This is a genomic window from Marinomonas foliarum, from assembly GCF_016906065.1.
GTDB lineage: Bacteria > Pseudomonadota > Gammaproteobacteria > Pseudomonadales > Marinomonadaceae > Marinomonas > Marinomonas foliarum.
This window is the reverse complement of the sequence record NZ_CP070273.1, coordinates 266,965-287,653: the sequence shown is the minus strand read 5'-3', so window position 1 is coordinate 287,653 and position 20,689 is coordinate 266,965. Positions and strand designations below refer to the sequence as shown.

The following is a 20,689-nucleotide window of genomic DNA, read 5'->3' as shown; positions in this document are numbered from 1 at the left end:
GCAATTAACTCGTGATAATTTGTCCGTAATAAAGGTGGTCGCGTCGCTCTTTCAGCAGAGGTCAGTCTTGAATGTTGCATAGTATACCTTCGATGATGTTTCCTGTCAGTTGTGCCGATTCACTCAGTTTGCTGTTTTTTATAGCAAAGTCTCTTTAGAATGCTGATAAATAAAATAATGACGTTGAGGAAAATATCCATGAGACACCAATATCACCCCCTTGGTTTTGACGGGTCACGTATCGCACAAGGTTTTTGGCGACTAGAAGAGTGGAATATGACGTCCTCAGAAACACTAGGTTTTATTGAGGCATGTTTAGACCTTGGCGTGACGACGTTTGATCATGCGGATATTTATGGTGGTTATCAGTGTGAAGCTTTGTTTGGCGAGGCACTAAAGCTTAAACCCGCTTTGCGAGATAAGATGGAAATCATCACTAAGTGTGGGATTTTGTTGCCGTCTGACAATCGTCCTGATATTCAGGTTCATCGATATGATTATCGCGCTGAACACATATTGGCAAGTGTCGATCAATCTTTGGCAAATTTGCAGTGTGAATACATCGATACTTTGTTGTTGCACCGACCGAGTCCTTTGATGGATGCGGATGAGGTCGCACAGGCGTTTGATTTGTTATTTACACTCGGTAAAGTTAAGCACTTTGGCGTGTCCAATTTTACTACTCGTCAATTTGATTTGTTGCAGTCTCGCCTTGATGCGCCTTTGATCATCAATCAGGTGGAATTGTCACCACTTGCGTTGCAGCACTTTGAAGATGGCACACTGGATCATGTGCAACAGCATGCGGTAACGCCCATGGCATGGTCGCCTTTTGCTGGTGGCGAGTTGTTTTCTGGAACTAGCGAGCAAGCTAAGCGCGTACAAGCTGTGTTAAGTAAGTTAGCGCAAGACAACAATTGTTCGGTTGATCAAGTCGTGATTGCGTGGTTATTGCGTCATCCGGCTGGGATTTGTCCTGTAATGGGGTCTGGTAAGATCGATCGTTTAGCTGTCGCGGTAGAAGCTATGTCAACGCACCTTAGTGATGATGACTGGTTTAGAGTTTGGATTGCTTCAAAGGGCCAGCCGGTTCCATAGCCTTTATTGTTATCACTTTTTCTATCATCGCTTACGCTTTCTAGCTGGGCGCTTGTCTAACGACGCTTTCGGAGTGGCTACGTAAGATAGCTGCTTCGCAAAGCGTTTTTTTTATATAAATGTGTTTCATTATTTTTCTTTTGTTCTTGTCGGTGTAGAAAGTGTGTTGTTTCGTAAGGCGTTGACGGAAATCTCATATTTATTCTTTATACTCCTTGGAAAATATTCATTTATATAGGTGTACTGAATGAAGCAGTATTTTGTCTTAGGCTTGATCTCTGTAGCCACCGCACTTCCATTGTCTAATATTCAAGCTCATGAATTACCTAAGCCGTCAGGTAAAGTTATTCTGACTGTCAGCGGCAGTATAAAGAACACCAATACTGCGGATAGTACGGCGGAGTTCGATCGTGAAATGTTGATGAGTTTAGATGTAATCGAATTAAAAACAGATACCCCTTGGAGTGAAGGTGTTGATTCATATCGAGGCCCTTTATTACGTTCTTTAATGGCTGCGGTGGGAGCTCAGGATGGGGCCTTATCAGTAACTGCGTTGAATGATTTTAGCTCGGTTGTTCCGAGTCAAGATGGTGAGGAATACAATGTTATTTTAGCTATGGATCTGAACGGTGTGCCTATGTCGGTAAGAAATAAAGGACCGCTGTTTCTCCTTTATCCTTTTAGTGATTATCCTAGTTTGAACAATGAAGTAATTCACAATCGGTCTGTTTGGCAAATCAAATCCATACGTATTGAGTAAAAACCAGCATGCATCGATATATTTCTACTGTGCTCCGCAGATTTGGGGTTAACAAAACCTCACCTATACTTTTATTAGTAATGGCAGCATGCATTTTTATGGGTGCCTCTGTCATGATTTTCTTTGAGTTGGTTGATCGGCAAAAAGTGATCATGTCTGCGGTCGAAGAAGATGCACTTTGGGCGGCATATCAACTAGACAGAGAGTCGCTGAAGCTTAAAAGTACATTGAAGTTATTGGAAGATGAATTTACTGAAGAGCGCCTTGAAGAAGCCAAATTACGTTTTGACATACTTTATAGTCGTATCCATGTATTAGAGGCTGGCGAACTTCATGTGCTATTTAAGCGTTTACCTGAATATGAAAGCCTTTTGCTTTTTTTACAAGAAAAAATGCTGGAAATTGAGCGACTCCTTTTTAACGAAGGGAACGCTACGATAGTCGCTGACATCCTGATAAAAAGTGATGAAATGCTAAAGGAGACGGAGAGCATTGTTCATAAAACATTGGCTTCTCGTTCTGTTGAAAAAGTACAGCAGCGAAAGGATGCATTGGGTCTTTTTATTGAGCTTGGCTCGTTAATCGCATTGTTGACCTTTACAATGGTGTTCATTATAGCAATGCTGTTTAAACAGTTGAAAATCACGAAAAAATCTTATGAAAAATCGCGAAAGCTCACCCGTGATTTAGAGCTGGCTGTTCAGTCTGCGAAAAAGGCGCTAAAGGTCAAAACTGATTTCTTAGCAACAATGAGTCATGAAATACGCACTCCGATGAATGCGATAATTGGCTTTAGTTACTTATTACTTGATGATGAACTAAGTAAAAAACAGCATGAAAAAGTTAATAAGATTCAGAAGTCTGCAGACAGCTTACTTTCCATTATTAACAGCATTCTTGATTTTTCTAAAATTGAGTCTGGAAAAGTAGTTTTAGAAGAAAAAACCTACAGCTTAGATGATGTATTAGATTACGTTTATTACAGCAGTGAGGTTTCAGCTAACTCCAAAGGTATCGATTTTATCGTCAGTCGTGATTTTTCGATTGCTGATCAGTTAATAGGTGATAAAACTCGATTACAGCAAATTTTAATCAACATTGTTGGTAATGCGATCAAGTTTACTAAGTCCGGTTTTGTTAAGGTTAATTTATATCAAAACTCTGCTCATGATCTTGTCTTTGAAATAAAGGACACAGGGGTAGGTATCCCTGAAGGTGTTAATGTATTTGATGTTTTTCAGCAAGCGGACAGTACAACGACGCGTTTGTATGGTGGAACTGGGCTTGGCTTAAGCATTACTGATAAATTGGTTGAACTGCTGGGAGGAAGTATATCTTTCGAAAGCACCTTAGGGCGTGGCAGCACCTTTACTGTTCGGCTACCCTATACTCCTGATCCTGCCGCTGAACCTACTGTTGCTCAAAGCATTGCGGTGATAGATCAAGACTCACGCATACAGGCATTATTTGCTAGCCTAAATATTGATCATTTTACTGTTGATTTTACTGGAGCTCTTGCTCATCGATCTATCCTAGGTATAGATGTTCATTGGTTCAAGAATCAAGATGCTTTAGCCTTTGATGTTGTCTCTGCTCTGAAAGAAAAAGCCGTTTTTATTTCAGGGGAGAGTGAATCTATACAAGGTGCTTTAGTAACAGGGCTGTTAACCCCTTCTAATGTTAAAAATAAATCAGCCTTTTTGATGTCGAAAGACACCCATACAGTTGATCATAAAAAGCCACAGCATAAGCATGATTTATTAAGTGGTAAAACAATACTGTTAGCAGAAGACAATAAAATTAACGCTAACATTGTGATTGCTGTTTTAAATAAAGTAGGCGCGAAAGTTGACTGGGTAGAAAATGGTGAAATAGCTTTTAAAAAAGCTCAAGAGTATCCCTATGACTTAATTCTAATGGATATTCGAATGCCTGTTATGGATGGCTACCAATCGAGTAAAGAGATTTCACGACACCTAAAAAATAGCAAGCCTCCAGTTGTTGTTTTAACCGCTGATACGTTTGAGATGGAAGGGCGAACTAACGTCGACTTCGGCATAGACGACTTTCTATTTAAGCCTTTAGATCCTCATCTTTTGATTGAGAAAATAAAAAGTTGGACGTCCATCGACCCTCGCTTGCACTTTGGTAATGAGCAGGCTCTAAAAGGCCTTTCTGAAGATAAATTAAATGACATTATCACTAAGCTTGAAAATCTTGAGTTGCTTCTAATGGAAGGTAGTTTGAAATCAGAAAACAGCATGGATGATATTGTTAAAGAGTGTGAAGGTGTGATTGATTTGAGCATTCTTAGGTCTGCAACTGAGGATATTGCATCTTATGATTATCAGGATGCAATGACGAAAGTCGAGAGTTTTAAAAGAAATTTATTTGCAAATTGTAAGGGAAATTAAGTGATCGATATGGCAGAAACCAACGACAAGGTGTTGGGTGAAAATGAGCGCATTCTTATTGTTGATGATGTTCCGAGAAATATTGATTTGCTAAAAGAGATTTTAACAGAGCACTATCAAGTGCAAATAGCAAAAAGCGGTGCATTAGCACTAGATATTATTGCTCGCACTATGCCTGACCTCATATTGCTGGATATTATGATGCCAGATATGAACGGTTTTGAGGTATGTGCAAAAATTAAAGCCAATCCTAAAACAGCAGATATCCCCGTTATTTTTTTAACAGCGGTGACCGATCCTCAGCATGAGCAGAAGGGGTTTGATGTTGGATGCGTAGACTTTATTACTAAGCCAATAACGCCGTTGACAACACTCGCTAGAGTGTCAACTCATTTAAAATTGGCGGAAGAAAATCTACGTAAAAAGCAAATTATCGATGATAGAACAAGAGAGCTCGGTGAGGCGCTGGAATCTACTGTTGGTATGCTAGGTGCTGTAAGTGAGCTTAATGATACCGATACTGGTGTGCATATGTGGCGAATGGCAGATTATTGTGCTGCATTGGCTAGGGCAATGGGTTGGGAGGAATCACAGGTTGAATTGTTAAAGCTGGCAGCCCCTATGCATGATACAGGTAAGGTTGGTATCCCCCATAGTATTTTGAAATCGCCAAATAAGTTAACGGATGATGAATGGGTGATAATGCGTCAGCATACAGTTATTGGGTATGAGATATTAAGAAGAGGGGAGGCGCCATTATTTAAACTGGCAGCTGAGGTGGCATTAGGTCACCACGAAAGGTGGGATGGCCAAGGCTATCCGTCAAAGCTAAAGGGTGGGGAGATTCCTCAATCTGCTCGAATTGTTGCATTAGCCGATGTATTCGATGCACTTACAATGGCGCGCCCTTACAAAAAGAGTTGGACGATAGAGGAGTCATTTGAACATATCCAGCAAGTGTCAGGTACTCACTTTGATCCAGAGTTAGTACGCACTTTCCTATCGATTGAAGATGAGTTGAGAGACATTAAAGAAAAATGGGACGCTGTCGACTAGATTAAGCCACAGCGCAGCATTTCTTGAATTTTTTACCGGACCCACATAGGCATGGGTCGTTTCTGCCTATTTTCATCGCGTCAGAGTTAACCAATGGGGTGTTTTTCTCAACGTCGTGCTCGCCGGAGATATAAAACCATTGTCCTTTCACTTTTTTAAACATAGAGCGCTCGCTTAAGCGGCCAATGTGTTTGCCTTCTTTGAAGTGTGCAGAGAAGGCAACAACGCCTGTCTTGTCTTTCTCTAAGCCATCTTCTGTGGCGTTGATTTCTAGCTTTATCCATTTTGTATCTTCATTACTGTCTTGGATGTCAGCCGTGTTTTGATCTGGCTCGTCTTTTAATTTTTGTGTGGCAGCAATGTATTCAAAGTCACCGATAGCAAAAGCGGTATAACGTGAACGCATTAGTGCTTCTGCAGTAGGGGCGGTGCCAGGATTGTTGTGATACATGCCACAACACATCTCATAGGGGCTTCCTGTTCCGCATGGACAAATTACTGGGACTGGCATAGATATACTCCTCTCATCGCCAAATACACTCCAAGGTGCGTATAATACCTTTTTATTTAACGGCTTACAGGAATTATTTGTGACTTCATCGGGCCCCACTTCATTTTTTTGGTTTGATTTTGAGACAACCGGAACGGACCCAGCGCGAGATCGCCCCATGCAATTTGCGGGTATTAGAACGGATCTTGATTTTAACCCCATTGGCGAGCCTATCATGTTTTACTGTCGCCTGGCGGAAGATGTGCTTCCTCAGCCAGAAGCGTGTTTGCTGACTGGAATCAGCCCTCAAGATGCGAATAGAGAAGGCTTATGTGAAGCTGAATTTATGCAAGCAGTAGAAGCTGAGCTTTCGCAACCTGGTACTTGCGCTCTGGGATACAATACCATTCGTTTTGATGACGAAGTGGTTCGTTATGGCTTTTATCGTAATTTCATTGACCCTTATGCGAGAGAGTGGCAGAACAATTGTTCTCGCTGGGACATTATTGATTTGGTCCGTATGACGTATGCGATGCGCCCAGACGGCATTGTTTGGCCAAAAGGCGAGGATGGTCAAGTTTCTATGAAACTTGAAGCATTAACCAAGGCTAATGATATTGCGCATGAGCAAGCTCATGACGCCTTATCAGATGTCTATGGGACGATTGAAATCGCTAAGCTGATTCGTCAAAAGCAACCCAAATTATTCAATTATTATTTAAAAATGCGTCAAAAGCATGAGTTGCAACAATTTATCGATGTTGCGCGATTAAAGCCTTTTTTACATATTTCTGGCATGTTCGGTCAAGCAAAACATTATTCCTCTTTTGTTGTGCCTATTGCTCCGCATCCTACTAATAAGAACGGTGTGATCGTATTTGATCTGATGGCCGATGCTCAGCCTCTGATTGACTTGAGTGTAGAAGAGATTCGTCATCGCGTATTTACACGACAAGAGGAGTTAGGTGACGTTGAGAGGCTTCCCCTTAAAGTTATTCATTACAACAAGTCTCCTGCCGTGGCTCCAGCGACTTTTTTGAAAGATGCCGATGTGGTTAAGCGCCTCGCCTTGGATGGTGCGATTTGTCGTCATAATCTTGCCATCATAAAAGGGCAAGCTGGTCTAGCAGCTAAGCTGAGTGATGTCTTTGTTCAGGAAGATCGACCAATACATAAAGACCCAGATGTTATGTTGTATTCTGGAGGCTTTTTTTCACGAGAAGATAAAGTCAGAATGGAGAAAATTCGTTCTACTCCGGCTGATCAGTTATCAGGGCTGGCAATATCGTTTGATGATCGCCGTTTACCTGAAATGTTAATGCGTTATATTGGAAGGAATTACCCCGATCAACTAACAGAACAGCAACAGTTCGAATGGGAAGAGTATCGACAAGTTCGCTTGCTTGAAAAAGATGGTGGTGGTTCTATTAATATGGAGCAGTATTTCGATCGCTTGAACCACATTGCTCAACTGCCAGATTTGTCTCAATCGAAACAGATAATGCTTCAAGACCTAGCGGATTACGCTCAAAGCATTTACCCAATACCTCTATAAGGAATAGATATGAATGAACAGAATAAAGGAATCCATTGGCTGGTTGGTTTTGCTGCCTTTGTGATTATCATAGCCGCCCTCAAAGCGGCATCTCAAATTGTTGTGCCCTTTATGCTGTCAGTATTTATTGCCATTATTTGTGCGCCAGCTATGTCTAGTTTGCGACGTCGTGGCGTGCCAACTTGGCTTTCTATTATGCTAGTGGTTTTGGTTATATTGGTGGGCATTAGTTCACTTGCTGTTCTCGTTGGTGCGTCTTTGGACGACTTTTCTAATCAGTTGCCAAATTATAAAAAGCGTTTTGCAGAAGAGGCAACGAGTGTCATTCAGGTTCTAAATAGCTTTGGCTTAAATGTCTCCTATGATCAAGTTAAAGGTTATATTGACCCTTCGGCTTTGATGCAGATGGTAGCGAATGCTTTAAGAGGACTTGGAAGTGCGCTGACTAATTTTGTCTTGGTAGTGATGATTGTGATCTTTATTCTCTTTGAGGCTGTTGAATTACCTAAGAAGCTGACCTTGGCATTTAGTGATGCTTCTAAATCCTTAGATAAGTTTGACTCATTCATCAAATCAGTTAATCGTTACTTGGTAATAAAAACCTTAGTGAGTATGTTTACTGGCGTTTTGATTACCTTACTTATGTGGGTGTTGGGTGTAGATTTTCCAATTTTGTGGGGTGTCTGCGCTTTCCTTCTAAATTTTGTTCCTAATATTGGCTCCATTATTGCTGCTGTTCCAGCTGTACTGCTTGCTTTTGTTCAACTTGGCAGCTTATCTGCTGGTTTAGTAGCAGGGTCTTTTTTATTGGTGAATTTGATCGTAGGTAATATGATTGAGCCACGCTATATGGGGCGAGGCCTAGGGTTGTCGACCTTAGTTGTGTTTTTATCCTTGCTGCTGTGGGGGTGGGTTTTTGGTCCAGTGGGGATGCTGCTTTCTATTCCATTGACTATTATTATGAAGTTGGCTTTCGAGGCCAACCCAAAAATGCGTTGGCTGGTAACTCTAATAGACTCAGAAACGAGTAAATCTAAGCTTTAAAAGCAATCGAAGCTTGCTGTGAAATAGAATCTATTTTGTAATTTTACTAGCGTATTTTGCTTTTTTTGTATATACTTCGCGATCAGTTTTTCCTCCGAGAATTTCTTTAAGGCATGTAAATGGTTACAGGCCTTATCCTCACCAAAAAAAGGTACTAATTTACATGTCTGACGCTGATACTCAGCCTACATTTGATTCGTTGGGTCTAATCGCCCCTGTTCTTAAAGCGGTTGCTGACTTAGGTTACGAGCAACCATCTGCTATCCAAGCGCAAAGTATTCCATATCTATTAGAAGGTCGAGACCTTTTGGGGCAAGCGCAGACGGGTACTGGTAAGACAGCAGCGTTCGCGCTTCCGTTGTTGTCTCGCATTGACGTTACAGATAAAACGACACAATTACTTGTCTTGGCTCCAACTCGTGAACTTGCTATTCAGGTTTCTGAAGCATTTCAAAGTTACGCTCGTAATCTTCCAGATTTTCATGTTCTGCCAATTTACGGTGGCATGTCATACGACACTCAACTTCGCCAGCTAAAACGTGGTGTTCAAGTTGTTGTTGGTACGCCTGGTCGAGTTATGGACCACATTCGTCGTAAAACATTAAAACTAGATGGCCTTAAAGCCTTGGTTCTTGATGAAGCAGATGAAATGTTACGCATGGGCTTCATTGACGATGTCGAATGGATTCTTGAGCAAACACCATCAACTCGTCAAATTGCTTTGTTCTCTGCAACTATGCCTGCAGTGATTCGTCAGGTAGCTAACCGCCATTTGAACAATCCTAAAGAAGTTAAAATTGTTACCAAAACTTCTACGGCAATGACAATTACTCAAAAATACTGGCCAGTAAGCGGTCTACATAAGCTAGATGCTTTGACTCGTATTCTTGAGATGAATGAACACGATGGCATGATCATCTTTGTTCGTACTAAAGCGGCAACGGTTGAATTGGCTGAAAAGCTAACGGCTCGTGGTCACGCTTGTGAAGCCTTAAATGGTGACATTAGCCAGAATTTGCGTGAACGTACAGTTGATCGTATTAAGAAAGGTCAAATTGACATTCTTGTAGCGACTGACGTTGTAGCACGTGGTTTGGACGTAGAGCGTGTAAGTCACGTTGTTAACTATGACATTCCATACGACACTGAATCTTATGTTCACCGTATCGGTCGTACTGGTCGTGCTGGTCGTTCTGGTACTGCAATTTTATTCGTTGCTCACCGTGAGCGTCGTATGTTGCAAGCTATTGAACGTGCAACTCGTCAGCCAATCGAAAGCATGACATTACCAACTGCTTCAGATATTAATGCGCATCGTGTTAATCGCTTCAAGCAAAGAATTACAGATGCGATGGATAACGAAAATCTTGATTTCTTCTTGGAGCTTGTTCAAAGCTACCAGAAAGAAAACGAAGTTGATCCATTGAAAATGGCTGCTGCTTTAGCGCATATGGCTCAAGGCAAAACGCCATTGCTATTGTCTGAAATGGAAGTTCGCCAAGAGCGCCGTGAACGTCGTGATGACCGTGAAAATAATCGTGGTGATCGTGCACCTCGCGAGCGTAAGGTTCGTCCGGTTACTGCTGAAGCTATGCCATTGAAAGATGATCCTAGTACTTCAATGACACGTTTCGTTGTTCAAGTCGGTTACAACGCTGGTGTTAAACCAGGTAACATCGTAGGTGCCATTGCTAACGAAGCGGATATTGAAAGCCGCTACATCGGCCACATTGAAATTTATGAAGATTTCTCTACCGTTGATTTGCCAACCAACCTAAACGCTGATGTTTTGGGTAAGTTGAGCAAAACACGTATTTGTGGTCAGCGTACAGACATTGCGAAATTAGAAAATGCAGACGAGCTGAATAAGCGTGCAGCATCTCCTTCTACTCGCAAGCGTCCTGCTGGTGGCAGTGATCGTCGCCCATCTAATGGTGGTGAGCGTCGTCGTCCAGCCGGTGGTCGTGATCGTGATAATAATCGTGCAGAGCGCCGTCCTAGAACGCCACGTAAAGACGGTTAATCAATTGTTTTAGATGTGATTAAAAAAAACCGAATCTAGTGATAGATTCGGTTTTTTTGTATTATACAGCTCCAATTTTGATAAGGCTTTAATAAGGTTTGATATGGAAAGAGCACCTCATTTGGATAGAAAGAAAATTAATATAACGCCATTTCTCTTTTTTGGTATGGGTTTGCTTTTTGTCCTCATAGGATACATCGTCACAAGATGTTATTTCTTAGCTGTTAACTCAGGCTATTTTATTAGTGAACCAGTCGGTGATATCTCTCTTGCTCTATTACATGGTTTACGGTTTGATTTAGCTGCCATTGCTTTATTAAATGCTCCTCTTCTACTGCTGTTATTCATATCAATATGGTTCCGCATTTTATTAGGTGCGAATATGAAGTTGATATGTGGCTACTTATTTGTGGTCAACGTATCTGCAATTGTTGTTAACTTCATCGATACTGTTTATTTCCCTTATACTGGTCGTCGTAGTGGTCCAGAAGTTTTTTCTATGGCAAATGATGTCGTTTCTCAGCTACCTGAGTTGATTTTTGTCTATTGGTGGTACCTTGTCGGTAGTATTTTTATTCTTTGGTTCTATATCGCGGCTTTTCGAAAAATAGCAAGAAAATTAAAGGCTGTTTATATGCATTGGCTGTTGGTTTTTTGTCTCTGTTTTTTGTTGGTCTTGATCTTTATAGTTGCTGGTCGAGGAGGCTTTCAGTCTAAGCCTATTCGCGCTCTAAATGCTTACAGCTATCCTTCTAGTAGTCTGGGTGGTTTGGTGTTAAATACGCCTTTCAGCATATTAAAAGAGGATGCTGAGGATTTAGAAAGAGTTCATTATTTCCAGTCTGAAGATGACATCAGAGAAGTACTTGAGAATGGGAAGGCGGCAGGAGCAACAAGAAATAAAGATATTAGTGAGATAAATAAGCAAAATGTCGTTATTTTAATACTAGAAAGTTTTGGGCTTGAGTATTTGGGGCCGCCGTATGGGATAAAATCTTATGCACCATTTATTCAAGAGCTTGCAGAAAAAGGACGCTTTTTTCCTAATGGTATTGCTAATGGAAGGCGCTCAATAGAAGCGGTACCTTCTATACTGGCTGGTATACCGTCGTTAATGTCTGAAGCCTACATGAGATCACCCTATCAATCTAACACGGCCTATGGGCTAGGTGAGATAGTGAAGTCGTATGGCTATAGTACTGCTTTTTTTCATGGAGCAAAAAATGGCAGTATGTATTTTGATAATACAACATACCGTTTTGGCTTTGATCACTATTTTGGCCGAAATCAATACCCAGACCCATCTCATTTTGATGGGCAGTGGGGGATATATGATGAGCCATTTTTGCAGTTTGCTGTGGATGAGCTAGACAAGTTGCCTAAGCCTTTTATGTCTGGGATTTTTACTATTAGCTCTCATCCTCCTTATAACTTACCTGAGCAATACCAAGACAGTATTCCTGAGGGTGATATTCCTATGCATAGAGTTGTTCGCTATTCTGATATGGCTTTGCGCAAGTTTTTTGAGTCGGCAGCCAAAAAAGATTGGTACAAAAACACTTTATTTGTTCTCACCGCTGATCATACGTCGGATAACTTTGATCCTCGATTTGCGTCTTCCTTAGGGCGACATCAAATCCCTATTATTTTATATCAGCCAGACGATAATATTGAGCAGGGTGTTATTAGTGAAGTTGCTCAACAAATAGATATTCCAGCCACAATAATAGATTATTTGAACCTTCCTGAGCAGGATAAAGTATTGCCTTTTGGGCGTTCTTTACTGACTCAAAACAGCCAAGCGGATGCCGTTATAAAAGAAGAAGATTCTTATTGGTTATTATCGCAAGGTAAGTATGTCAAATTGTCGATGGAAGAAAATCTGCCTGTTGAGGTGGGTGATTTGCCTGCTACTTTCATGAAACCAGCAGGCCAAGTGGTTCAGGCTGATCTTGGGCAATTAGAGCGTCGATTGAAAGCGTACGTACAAATTTATACTAATGGATTGATTGATAATTCTTTATACAGTTTTTCATCTGAAAACACACAGTAGGTAAACAATGAACGAAATTACTATTATCAAGCCAGATGATTGGCATTTACACTTTCGTGATCAAGAGATGTTGCTTGAAACTGTTCCAGCAACAGCACGTTGTTTTGAGCGTGCGGTGGTGATGCCTAATTTGGTTCCGCCAGTCACCACGGCAGATTTAGCAATGAGCTATAAGGCACGCATTTTAGCGGCACGCCCTGAAGGTAGCTCTTTTACTCCAATTATGACGATTTATCTAACAGATAAAACGAGTGTTCAAGATATTCAAGAGGCCAAAAAAGCGGGTGTTTTGGCGGCTAAAATGTACCCTGCAGGCGCGACGACTAATTCGGATTCTGGCGTGAGCTCGTTGGAATCACTTTACCCTGTGTTTGAGGCTTTGGCTGACAATGATATGTTATTGCTTATTCACGGTGAGGTAACTCAAAAGCATGTTGATATCTTTGACCGTGAAAAAGAATTTATCGATCAACATATGGTTAATATTGTAGAGCGCGTGCCAAATCTTAAAGTGGTATTCGAGCACATTACAACGAAAGACGCGGTTGATTTCGTATTGGCGGCTCGTGATGGTGTGGCAGCAACGATCACGCCTCAGCATTTGTTGCTAAACCGAAATGATATGCTGGATGGTGGTGTTCGCCCACATAACTATTGTTTGCCTGTGCTTAAGCGTAGTACCCACCAAGAGGCACTTCGAGCTGTCGTTAAATCTGGTTCACCTAAGTTTTTCCTAGGAACGGATTCAGCACCTCACGCGAAGCATCGCAAAGAATCTGATTGTGGCTGTGCAGGTTGTTACAGTGCTTGGTCTGCGCTTGAGCTTTATACGCAAGTATTCGATGAGCTAGATGCTCTTGATAAGTTAGAAGGCTTTGCGAGTATCTACGGGGCTGACTTCTATGGTTTGCCGCGTAATACAGAAACAGTGACTTTGGTTCGTGAATCTTGGGAAGTGCCAAACATTATCACTTTACCAAACGGCGAGCCAATAGTGCCTTTCTTTGCTGGCAAGCAAGTCTCTTGGAAATTGAAATAATTAGAGATTAAACTTTATCTAGAGAAAGCCGAATTCAGCAATGGGTTCGGTTTTTTAATTGTGTTTTAGAGTTATGGTTAGGTTGGTAGTGTGAAAAAATTAAAAGCGAAGTTTGGCTTTGATTGCACGAGGGGTAAAAAAATAAATGGTGCGGATGGAGAGACTCGAACTCTCACGCCGTGAAGCACTGGAACCTAAATCCAGCGTGTCTACCAATTCCACCACATCCGCATGTCGTGTCGACGGGCGAAATATTACCTATATTTTCAGTCGATGCAAGTGTTTTCGATGAAGTGTTTATAATTATTCTCTTAATGGCGCTTGCTGTTTTTTATAAACAGAAACGAGGACATATAAAGTGAAAAGTGATCTAATATTGTTACCCTAAATCGTTATACTTGCAGAGTTTAAATATGGAAAGTCATTCCGTCTATTTGCTATTAAACCCCCTTGATCTTGCCACGTTTTTTGTCTTTTTTGCTTGTTGGTGGGGGTACGCTTTTTATGCCCAATATAATTCCAAGCGTCGCTCTTGCTTAGTGAGTGTGCTTCACCAATTTCGTTTAGCTTGGATGTCTAGGCTTCTAAGAAGAGATAACCGAATTGCCGACGCGTCAGTGATGGCGAATTTAGAGCGAAGCAGCTTGTTCTTTGCTTCCAGTAGCCTATTGATTATTGCTGGCTTATTTACTGCCTTTAATTATTCTGAAAAAGCGATTGGTATTTTATCGGATTTTTACCTTCTGGCGCCGATGAGTCAGCAAGAGTGGGAGTTGAAAATTATCATTCTGGTGGCCATCTTCTCCTATGCATTTTTCACTTTCACATGGTCTGTAAGGCAATATAATTTTTGTTCTGTTCTAGTTGGCAGCGCGCCACTTGCGACAGAGCGCGGTATAGAAGACAGTGAGCGTGAATTATACGCAATGCACATGGCTCAAATTTGTAGTCTAGCAGCCAATCAATTCAATTACGGGCTTCGTGCGTTTTATTTTGCAATGGCGTTTTGTGGTTGGTTCCTTGGTCCATATTTCTGTATGGCGGCGAGTGTTATGGTGGTGGCGGTACTGTATCGCCGCGAATTCCGTTCTAAAACTTTTAAAACATTGAGCCGCGGACTCGTTATGAAATCCCATGCTTCCTAATTTTCCCAAACCTTTACCTGAAGATGATAAGCCTGTTAATCGTACCGTTAATGTTGATGACAGGCTGTACCAGTACTTAGTTGATGTATCCGTACGTGAAGATGATTTATTAAGAGCTTTGCGCCGTGAGACGGCTCAGTATCATATGGCGCGTATGCAGTTGTCGCCAGAAGTAGGCCAGTTATTGGCCTTGTTGGTCAAATTGCAGGCACCAAAAAAGCTCCTCGAAATTGGTGTTTTTACGGGCTACAGCACCTTGTCTATGGCGATGGCGATGCCAAAAGAATCAAGGCTTATTGCGATCGAAAAAAAGCAGATGTGGCTAGATATTGCGACTCGTTATTTAGATCAAGCGGGCGTGATGGATCGTGTAACGACTTTTTGTGATAAAGCTTTGTCAGTCATGGAAGCTTTATCACAAACTGAGCGCGAAACGTTCGACTTCATCTTTATCGATGCAGATAAGCAAAACCTCTTAGCTTATTATCAGTTAGCCAAGAAATTATTGCGTCCAGGTGGTTGTTTGTTGATTGATAATACCTTGTGGTGGGGGAATGTTGCGGATCAAGCCTTTACCGATAAAGACACCAGAATAGTTCGTGAGTTGAATAAAACCATTCATGAAGATACGGAAGTTGAGCTATCGCTCATTCCTATTGGTGATGGTTTGACCTTGGTTCGAAAAAGTATCTAAAGCCTGATCGTAAATTGATCAGGCGTCTTCGTTATTTCTTCCTGAATACCTTTAGCTTGTTTATATCCATAAACTTATTGTGACTTTTTTACTTCTTTTAGTGAGTTAGCCTCTTGAAATTGCTCCAAGAGGCTTTATCTATGAGGCACAAGTGAAACGAAATACGCCTTTGGTTTTGTCCGAAGGTTCATTCAAATAGGAGCAAGTTACAACATGGCAACTGATACTCAAAAAGAAACGTTGGGGTTTCAAACGGAAGTTAAACAACTACTTCATTTGATGATCCACTCTTTGTACTCCAACAAAGAGATCTTTCTACGAGAGCTTATTTCGAACGCATCCGATGCGGTAGATAAGCTTCGCTTTGAGTCTGTCGCTAACGCAGACCTTCTAGCAGAAGACCCAAACTTACGTGTTCGTATTGAATTTGATAAAGAAACGAATACGGTTGTTATCGATGATAACGGTGTAGGTATGTCCCGTGACGAAGCGATTGCTAACCTAGGTACGATTGCAAAATCCGGTACGTCTTCTTTTCTAGAGCAATTGAGCGGCGACCAGAAAAAAGACAGCCAATTAATTGGTCAATTTGGTGTAGGCTTTTATTCTGCGTTCATTGTTGCAGATAAAGTAACTGTGGAAACGCGCCGTGCAGGTGCTGCGCAAGACGAAGCGGTTCGTTGGGGATCGGATGGTTCTGGCGAATTTACTATCGAGAACATTGATAAAGATTCACGCGGTACGCGCATTATTTTGCATCTTAAAGCAGATGAGGCTGAATTTGCTGATAACCATCGTCTTCGCCATTTAGTTACTAAGTATTCCGACCATATTTCTATCCCTGTTGAAATGGAAAAGCCGGTTTATCCAGAAATGGATGAAGAGGGCAACCCTAAGCCAGTGGAAGAAAATAAAGCGCCAGAATATGAAGCAGTTAACTCTGCAAAAGCGCTTTGGACTCGCCCTCGTAACGAAGTAACTGATGAAGAATACCAAGAATTTTACAAGCACATTTCTCACGATTACCAAGAACCTTTGAAGTGGTCTCACAACAAAGTAGAAGGTAAGTTGGAATACTCAAGCTTGTTGTACATTCCATCCAAAGCGCCTTACGACCTTTGGAATCGTGATATGCAACGCGGCCTAAAATTATACGTTCAGCGTGTATTTATCATGGATGAAGCAGAAGCATTCCTACCTCCTTACATGCGTTTTGTGAAAGGTGTAGTGGACTCAAATGATTTGTCTTTGAACGTGTCTCGTGAAATTTTGCAAAACGACCATGCGGTTGATTCTATGCGTTCAGCATTGACGAAACGTGTGCTAGACATGCTAGGCAAGATGGCGAAGAACGAACCAGAAGATTACCAAAAATTCTGGGACGAGTTTGGTAACGTTATCAAAGAAGGTCCAGCAGATGACATGGGCAATAAAGACAAAATTGCCGGCTTGTTACGCTTCAGCTCTACAAACACGGACGCCGCTGAGCAGACTGTGTCTTTGGCTGACTACATCGAGCGCATGAGCGAAGGTCAAGATAAAATCTATTACATCTATGCTGAGAGCCATAACACGGCAAAAAACAGCCCACACTTAGAAATCTTGCGCAAGAAAGGTTTTGAAGTCTTGTTGTTGAGTGATCGTATTGATGAATGGATGATGTCTTCTTTGCAAGAGTTTGAAGGTAAGCAATTCCAAGATGTCACTAAAGGTAAGCTAGACCTAGCAGACTCTGAAAACGAAGAAGAGAAAAAAGAAAAAGAAGAAAAGGCAGAGCAAATTAAGCCGCTTCTTGAGCGCATGAAGTCCGTTCTTGAATCTAAAGTCACAGCAGTTAACAGCACAGATCGTTTGACTAACTCGCCTGCCTGTCTGGTTGTTGGTGAATACGATATGGGTCTGCAAATGCGCCGTTTGCTTGAGCAGGCAGGTCAGCAGTTGCCAGAGTCTAAACCTAGCCTTGAGGTGAACCCAGATCATCCAATTGTGGCGAAAATGGATGCTGAAACGGATGAAGATCGTTTTGCAGATATGGCGTGGTTGTTATTTGAACAAGCGACTCTATCTGAAGGCGGTCAGTTGGAAGATCCAGCGACTTTTGTTAGCCGTATGAACAAACTGATCGTGCAGCTAAGCAAGTAAAATCTATACCTAAACTGTTATAGTCTAAGCCCATATTTGCTTGCAAATATGGGCTTTTTTTACGGGTTTTAAAAGTGGATTTGCGTATAGAAATAAAATCGTATAGCGTTAATGAGTGCTAAGGAATAGCGCTTTTATTATCAATGGAGTGAGTCATGTTTATATTTAAAAAATGGTTAGTCTGTGTATTGTTACTTCCCCTGTTTGTCCTAGCTGAGCCTGATGTTCAATTGGCGAAGGTGTACTCGGATGACACTCAAATACAAGATTACTTAGTCAGTGAAAAATACGACGGGATTCGTGGTATCTGGACAGGAAGCGAGTTATTAACTCGCCAAGGCAACGTTATCAATGCGCCTTTATGGTTTACCGAAAAATTGCCACCAGTTTGGTTAGATGGCGAACTGTGGTCAAAGCGCAATGATTTTGCTTACATCATGTCCACTGTGAGTAAGCAGGTTCCAATAGACAGTGAGTGGCGTAATATCTATTACATGGTATTTGATGCACCTGATAAAGCGCGTTTATTCACCTTTTATGAGCGTTACCAGCGCTATACAGCCATCGTTACTGACCTTAATCTTCCTCATGTTTTACCTGTTGAGCAATTTTCTGTAAACACGACCGACGAGTTGAATAAATTATTGTCGTCTTATACGGACAAAGGGGCAGAAGGCTTGATGTTGCAGCGCAAGCTTGCACGTTTTGAATCTGGGCGTACTGATAATCTCTTGAAGCTAAAACCTCATATGGATGCCGAGGCAGAAGTGGTGGAAATATTAAAAGGATCGGGTAAATACCAAGATGTGATGGGTTCTTTAGTCGTGAAAATGCCTTCAGGGTTGCGCTTTAAAATAGGTACAGGCTTTACGGATGCGGAACGAGAAAATCCGCCAAAAGTTGGAGAGATTATTACTTACAAATATCATGGTTTTACCGAACGCGGGGTTCCAAGGTTTGCCAGCTATATGCGAATTCGTGATACCCATTTTTAATTGACTGATTCTAAGTTGAGACGGTAATGGAAATTTATTGTTTACCAGGCACCATATGTGATCATCGGCTCTGGGGCTTCACACAACAGGCTTTAGGTCGCTCTATTACTTTGCATCATATTGCTATCCCAATGGAAGAAAGCCTTGAGTCTATTGTGGACGCCTTGGCGAAATCCTTGCCTGATAAGCCAATAGACCTGTTAGGCTTTTCTATGGGGGGATACCTTGCGAGTCGGTTTTCGGTTAAATACCCAGAGCGTATTAATCGTCTAATGGTTTTGTCTAATACGGCAACAGCTCTATTAGACAGCGAGCGGAAGCAGCGTGAAGTGGCCTTAAATTGGGTCGCTGCCCAAGGGTATCGTGGTATTCCGCGAAAAAAAGCGGTTGCTATGCTGGGAGAGAATAATAAAACCAATGACATTTTGATCAGCTTAATTCAAGACATGGACAAAACACTGGGCGAAGAGGTGCTAATGCAGCAACTTAAAAGTAGTTTAGATCGCCCTGATGTATTGTCAGTGCTTGAAACTGTGCATTTTCCTCTGTGTTTCGCCCTAGGGCAACATGATGGGTTAATTTCAAAAGAGACGATAGACAGGATGACAAGCGTGTCTCGATTTGATGTCAGAATGGTAGCGTGTGGTCACATGTTGCCATTAGAGCAACCAGAATGGCTGGCGAGTTTAATAACGGGATTTTATGAAGGTGCGTAGCTCAACCACACTCTAATATTGAGTTAGAGTGTTGGGCAAAAGAGTTGATGTAAGGTCAGAATCATCTCTTTGACTCTGTTGTCTCCAATGCTATAGAAAATGGTCTGTGACTCACGTCGAGTGCTAACTAAGCCATCTTTTCTTAACACTGCAAGATGCTGAGACAATGCAGACTGGCTTAATGGAAGGTGTTTGTTTAGTGCTGTGACGGAAAGTTCTTGATCAAGAATGTGGCACAAGATCATTAGGCGATTTTCATTGCTGAGTGCCTTCAGAAACGTAGCGGCCTGGGCGGACTGCTTTGCCATATTTTCCATGGTGAGGGATTCATTGCTCATGATCGTGCTCTCGTTAGTATTTTCGCATCCGACTTAGTGCGATAAAGAGTAAATTCATCCACATTCTCTGTGGATAAATAGGGTAGTACTGCTGTTTGATAGTGGCTCTTATCAAGTAGGGCGGTCATTATATTGTTTTGTACGTTATTCATACAATGACCGCGACTAATTGGCTTATTTGTCTAAGTCGAAATTAGTCCAAATTGGAGCATGATCCGATGGCTTTTCAAGTGCACGTAAATCGTAATCCACATCGGAATCGGTTAAGTAAGGGGCGAGACCATTCGAAGCCATAATCACATCAATTCTTAGGCCACGCTTAGGTGTGTCTTCAAATCCCTTCGAACGATAGTCAAACCAGCTGAAACGATCATTCTTGGTAGGGTTAAGCTGGCGGTAGGTATCTGTCAAACCCCAGTCTGCCAATATTTTAAACCACTCTCTCTCTTCGGGTAAAAAGCTGCATTTACCAGTTCTTAACCAGCGTTTTGCATTTGGCTCGCCAATGCCGATGTCCAGATCCGTTGGGGAAATATTGATATCGCCCATAACGATGATCTTTTCATCAGGAGAATGCGCGGCAAGGTATTCCATTAGGTCCGCATAAAATTTCCGTTTTGCGGGAAACTTAGTTTCATGGTCACGACTTTCACCTTGAGGAAAATAGCCGTTCAATACTTTCACTGGGCCTTGCGGCGTATCAAAAGTAGCAATGATCATGCGACGTTGTGCCTCTTCATCATCACCTGGAAAACCGTACTCAACGCTAGTGGCTTCTTGTTTACTAAAAATAGCAACGCCGTAGTGAGATTTCTGTCCGTAATAGTAAGCGTGATAGCCAACAGACTTAGGAATTTCGTGAGGGAAAGCGTCGTCGTGGACCTTAATTTCTTGCAAGCCAATGACATCTGGCGCGTGTTTCTCTACTAAAGCTTCGATTTGATGTGGACGAGCACGCAAGCCATTGATATTAAAAGAGACAAATTTCATGTGAATGATTCCATAGCGAATTTTCTTAATGATACCCAGTTGCGTAGGAGTCATAAAGGGATTTACCTATCCATTGCTATAGATTGTCTTGTCTCTTATAAAGCCTGAGCTGATAATCCGATGAGGACGACATCGAT

The 20,689-nt window shown here is 41.7% G+C and carries 17 protein-coding genes and 1 tRNA gene; 14 read left to right on the top strand and 4 right to left on the bottom strand.

What is annotated here, in order from left to right:
- Window positions 1–198 precede the first annotated feature (198 nt).
- The 4 genes from JSY38_RS01385 to JSY38_RS01370 all read left to right on the top strand — a co-directional run bounded on the left by JSY38_RS01385 (window position 199) and on the right by JSY38_RS01370 (window position 5,328).
- The gene (locus JSY38_RS01385) at window positions 199–1,098 is read left to right on the top strand and encodes an aldo/keto reductase (RefSeq protein WP_205114884.1); all 900 of its coding nucleotides are present in this window, start codon (window positions 199–201) and stop codon (window positions 1,096–1,098) included.
- Window positions 1,099–1,345: 247 nt separating this feature from the next.
- On the top strand, window positions 1,346–1,858 hold the full coding sequence (locus JSY38_RS01380) for a putative pterin-binding protein (protein ID WP_114412851.1): 513 nt from the start codon (window positions 1,346–1,348) through the stop codon (window positions 1,856–1,858).
- 8 nt (window positions 1,859–1,866) lie between these two features.
- Complete coding sequence (locus tag JSY38_RS01375; protein WP_205114881.1) at window positions 1,867–4,272, top strand: ATP-binding protein; 2,406 nt, start codon at window positions 1,867–1,869, stop codon at window positions 4,270–4,272.
- 9 nt (window positions 4,273–4,281) lie between these two features.
- Complete coding sequence (locus JSY38_RS01370; RefSeq protein ID WP_114413090.1) at window positions 4,282–5,328, top strand: HD domain-containing phosphohydrolase; 1,047 nt, start codon at window positions 4,282–4,284, stop codon at window positions 5,326–5,328.
- A 1-nt stretch (window position 5,329) separates the two neighbouring features.
- On the opposite strand, the gene JSY38_RS01365 is transcribed toward JSY38_RS01370, so the two are convergent.
- Window positions 5,330–5,839: a YchJ family protein gene (locus tag JSY38_RS01365; protein WP_205114880.1), complete on the bottom strand. Its 510-nt coding sequence runs from the start codon at window positions 5,837–5,839 to the stop codon at window positions 5,330–5,332.
- Between the two features lie 79 nt (window positions 5,840–5,918).
- Here JSY38_RS01365 and sbcB point away from each other — a divergent pair, with 79 nt between their 5' ends.
- From sbcB to pyrC, 5 genes are all read left to right on the top strand, one after another.
- A complete protein-coding gene (sbcB, locus tag JSY38_RS01360; protein WP_205114878.1) occupies window positions 5,919–7,373 on the top strand; it encodes an exodeoxyribonuclease I in 1,455 nt (484 codons plus the stop codon).
- 9 nt (window positions 7,374–7,382) lie between these two features.
- Complete coding sequence (locus JSY38_RS01355) at window positions 7,383–8,417, top strand: AI-2E family transporter (protein WP_114413082.1); 1,035 nt, start codon at window positions 7,383–7,385, stop codon at window positions 8,415–8,417.
- Between the two features lie 163 nt (window positions 8,418–8,580).
- A complete protein-coding gene (locus JSY38_RS01350; RefSeq protein WP_114413081.1) occupies window positions 8,581–10,440 on the top strand; it encodes a DEAD/DEAH box helicase in 1,860 nt (619 codons plus the stop codon).
- A 382-nt stretch (window positions 10,441–10,822) separates the two neighbouring features.
- Window positions 10,823–12,493: an LTA synthase family protein gene (locus JSY38_RS01345; RefSeq protein WP_205114876.1), complete on the top strand. Its 1,671-nt coding sequence runs from the start codon at window positions 10,823–10,825 to the stop codon at window positions 12,491–12,493.
- Between the two features lie 7 nt (window positions 12,494–12,500).
- The gene (pyrC, locus tag JSY38_RS01340) at window positions 12,501–13,532 is read left to right on the top strand and encodes a dihydroorotase (protein ID WP_205114874.1); all 1,032 of its coding nucleotides are present in this window, start codon (window positions 12,501–12,503) and stop codon (window positions 13,530–13,532) included.
- A 146-nt stretch (window positions 13,533–13,678) separates the two neighbouring features.
- Here pyrC and JSY38_RS01335 read toward each other — a convergent pair.
- Window positions 13,679–13,763: transfer RNA gene (locus JSY38_RS01335), tRNA-Leu, on the bottom strand.
- 182 nt (window positions 13,764–13,945) lie between these two features.
- On the opposite strand from JSY38_RS01335, the gene JSY38_RS01330 reads away from it, so the two are divergent.
- The 5 genes from JSY38_RS01330 (at window position 13,946) to JSY38_RS01310 (ending at window position 19,224) form a co-directional block, all read left to right on the top strand.
- Window positions 13,946–14,677: a DUF599 domain-containing protein gene (locus JSY38_RS01330; RefSeq protein ID WP_114413078.1), complete on the top strand. Its 732-nt coding sequence runs from the start codon at window positions 13,946–13,948 to the stop codon at window positions 14,675–14,677.
- Entirely contained in the window at window positions 14,667–15,371 is a 705-nt protein-coding gene (locus tag JSY38_RS01325; protein WP_205114872.1) for an O-methyltransferase, read from the top strand. The genes JSY38_RS01330 and JSY38_RS01325 overlap by 11 nt, the downstream gene beginning before the upstream one ends.
- Before the next feature lie 213 nt (window positions 15,372–15,584).
- A complete protein-coding gene (gene htpG, locus JSY38_RS01320; RefSeq protein ID WP_114413076.1) occupies window positions 15,585–17,513 on the top strand; it encodes a molecular chaperone HtpG in 1,929 nt (642 codons plus the stop codon).
- Window positions 17,514–17,668: 155 nt separating this feature from the next.
- Entirely contained in the window at window positions 17,669–18,508 is an 840-nt protein-coding gene (locus tag JSY38_RS01315; RefSeq protein ID WP_205114870.1) for a DNA ligase, read from the top strand.
- A 26-nt stretch (window positions 18,509–18,534) separates the two neighbouring features.
- A complete protein-coding gene (locus tag JSY38_RS01310) occupies window positions 18,535–19,224 on the top strand; it encodes an alpha/beta fold hydrolase (protein ID WP_239544087.1) in 690 nt (229 codons plus the stop codon).
- A gap of 23 nt (window positions 19,225–19,247) precedes the next feature.
- Here JSY38_RS01310 and JSY38_RS01305 read toward each other — a convergent pair whose 3' ends face one another.
- The gene (locus JSY38_RS01305; RefSeq protein WP_205114868.1) at window positions 19,248–19,562 is read right to left on the bottom strand and encodes an ArsR/SmtB family transcription factor; all 315 of its coding nucleotides are present in this window, start codon (window positions 19,560–19,562) and stop codon (window positions 19,248–19,250) included.
- 174 nt (window positions 19,563–19,736) lie between these two features.
- On the bottom strand, window positions 19,737–20,552 hold the full coding sequence (gene xthA / locus JSY38_RS01300) for an exodeoxyribonuclease III (RefSeq protein ID WP_114413087.1): 816 nt from the start codon (window positions 20,550–20,552) through the stop codon (window positions 19,737–19,739).
- Window positions 20,553–20,689: the final 137 nt, after the last annotated feature.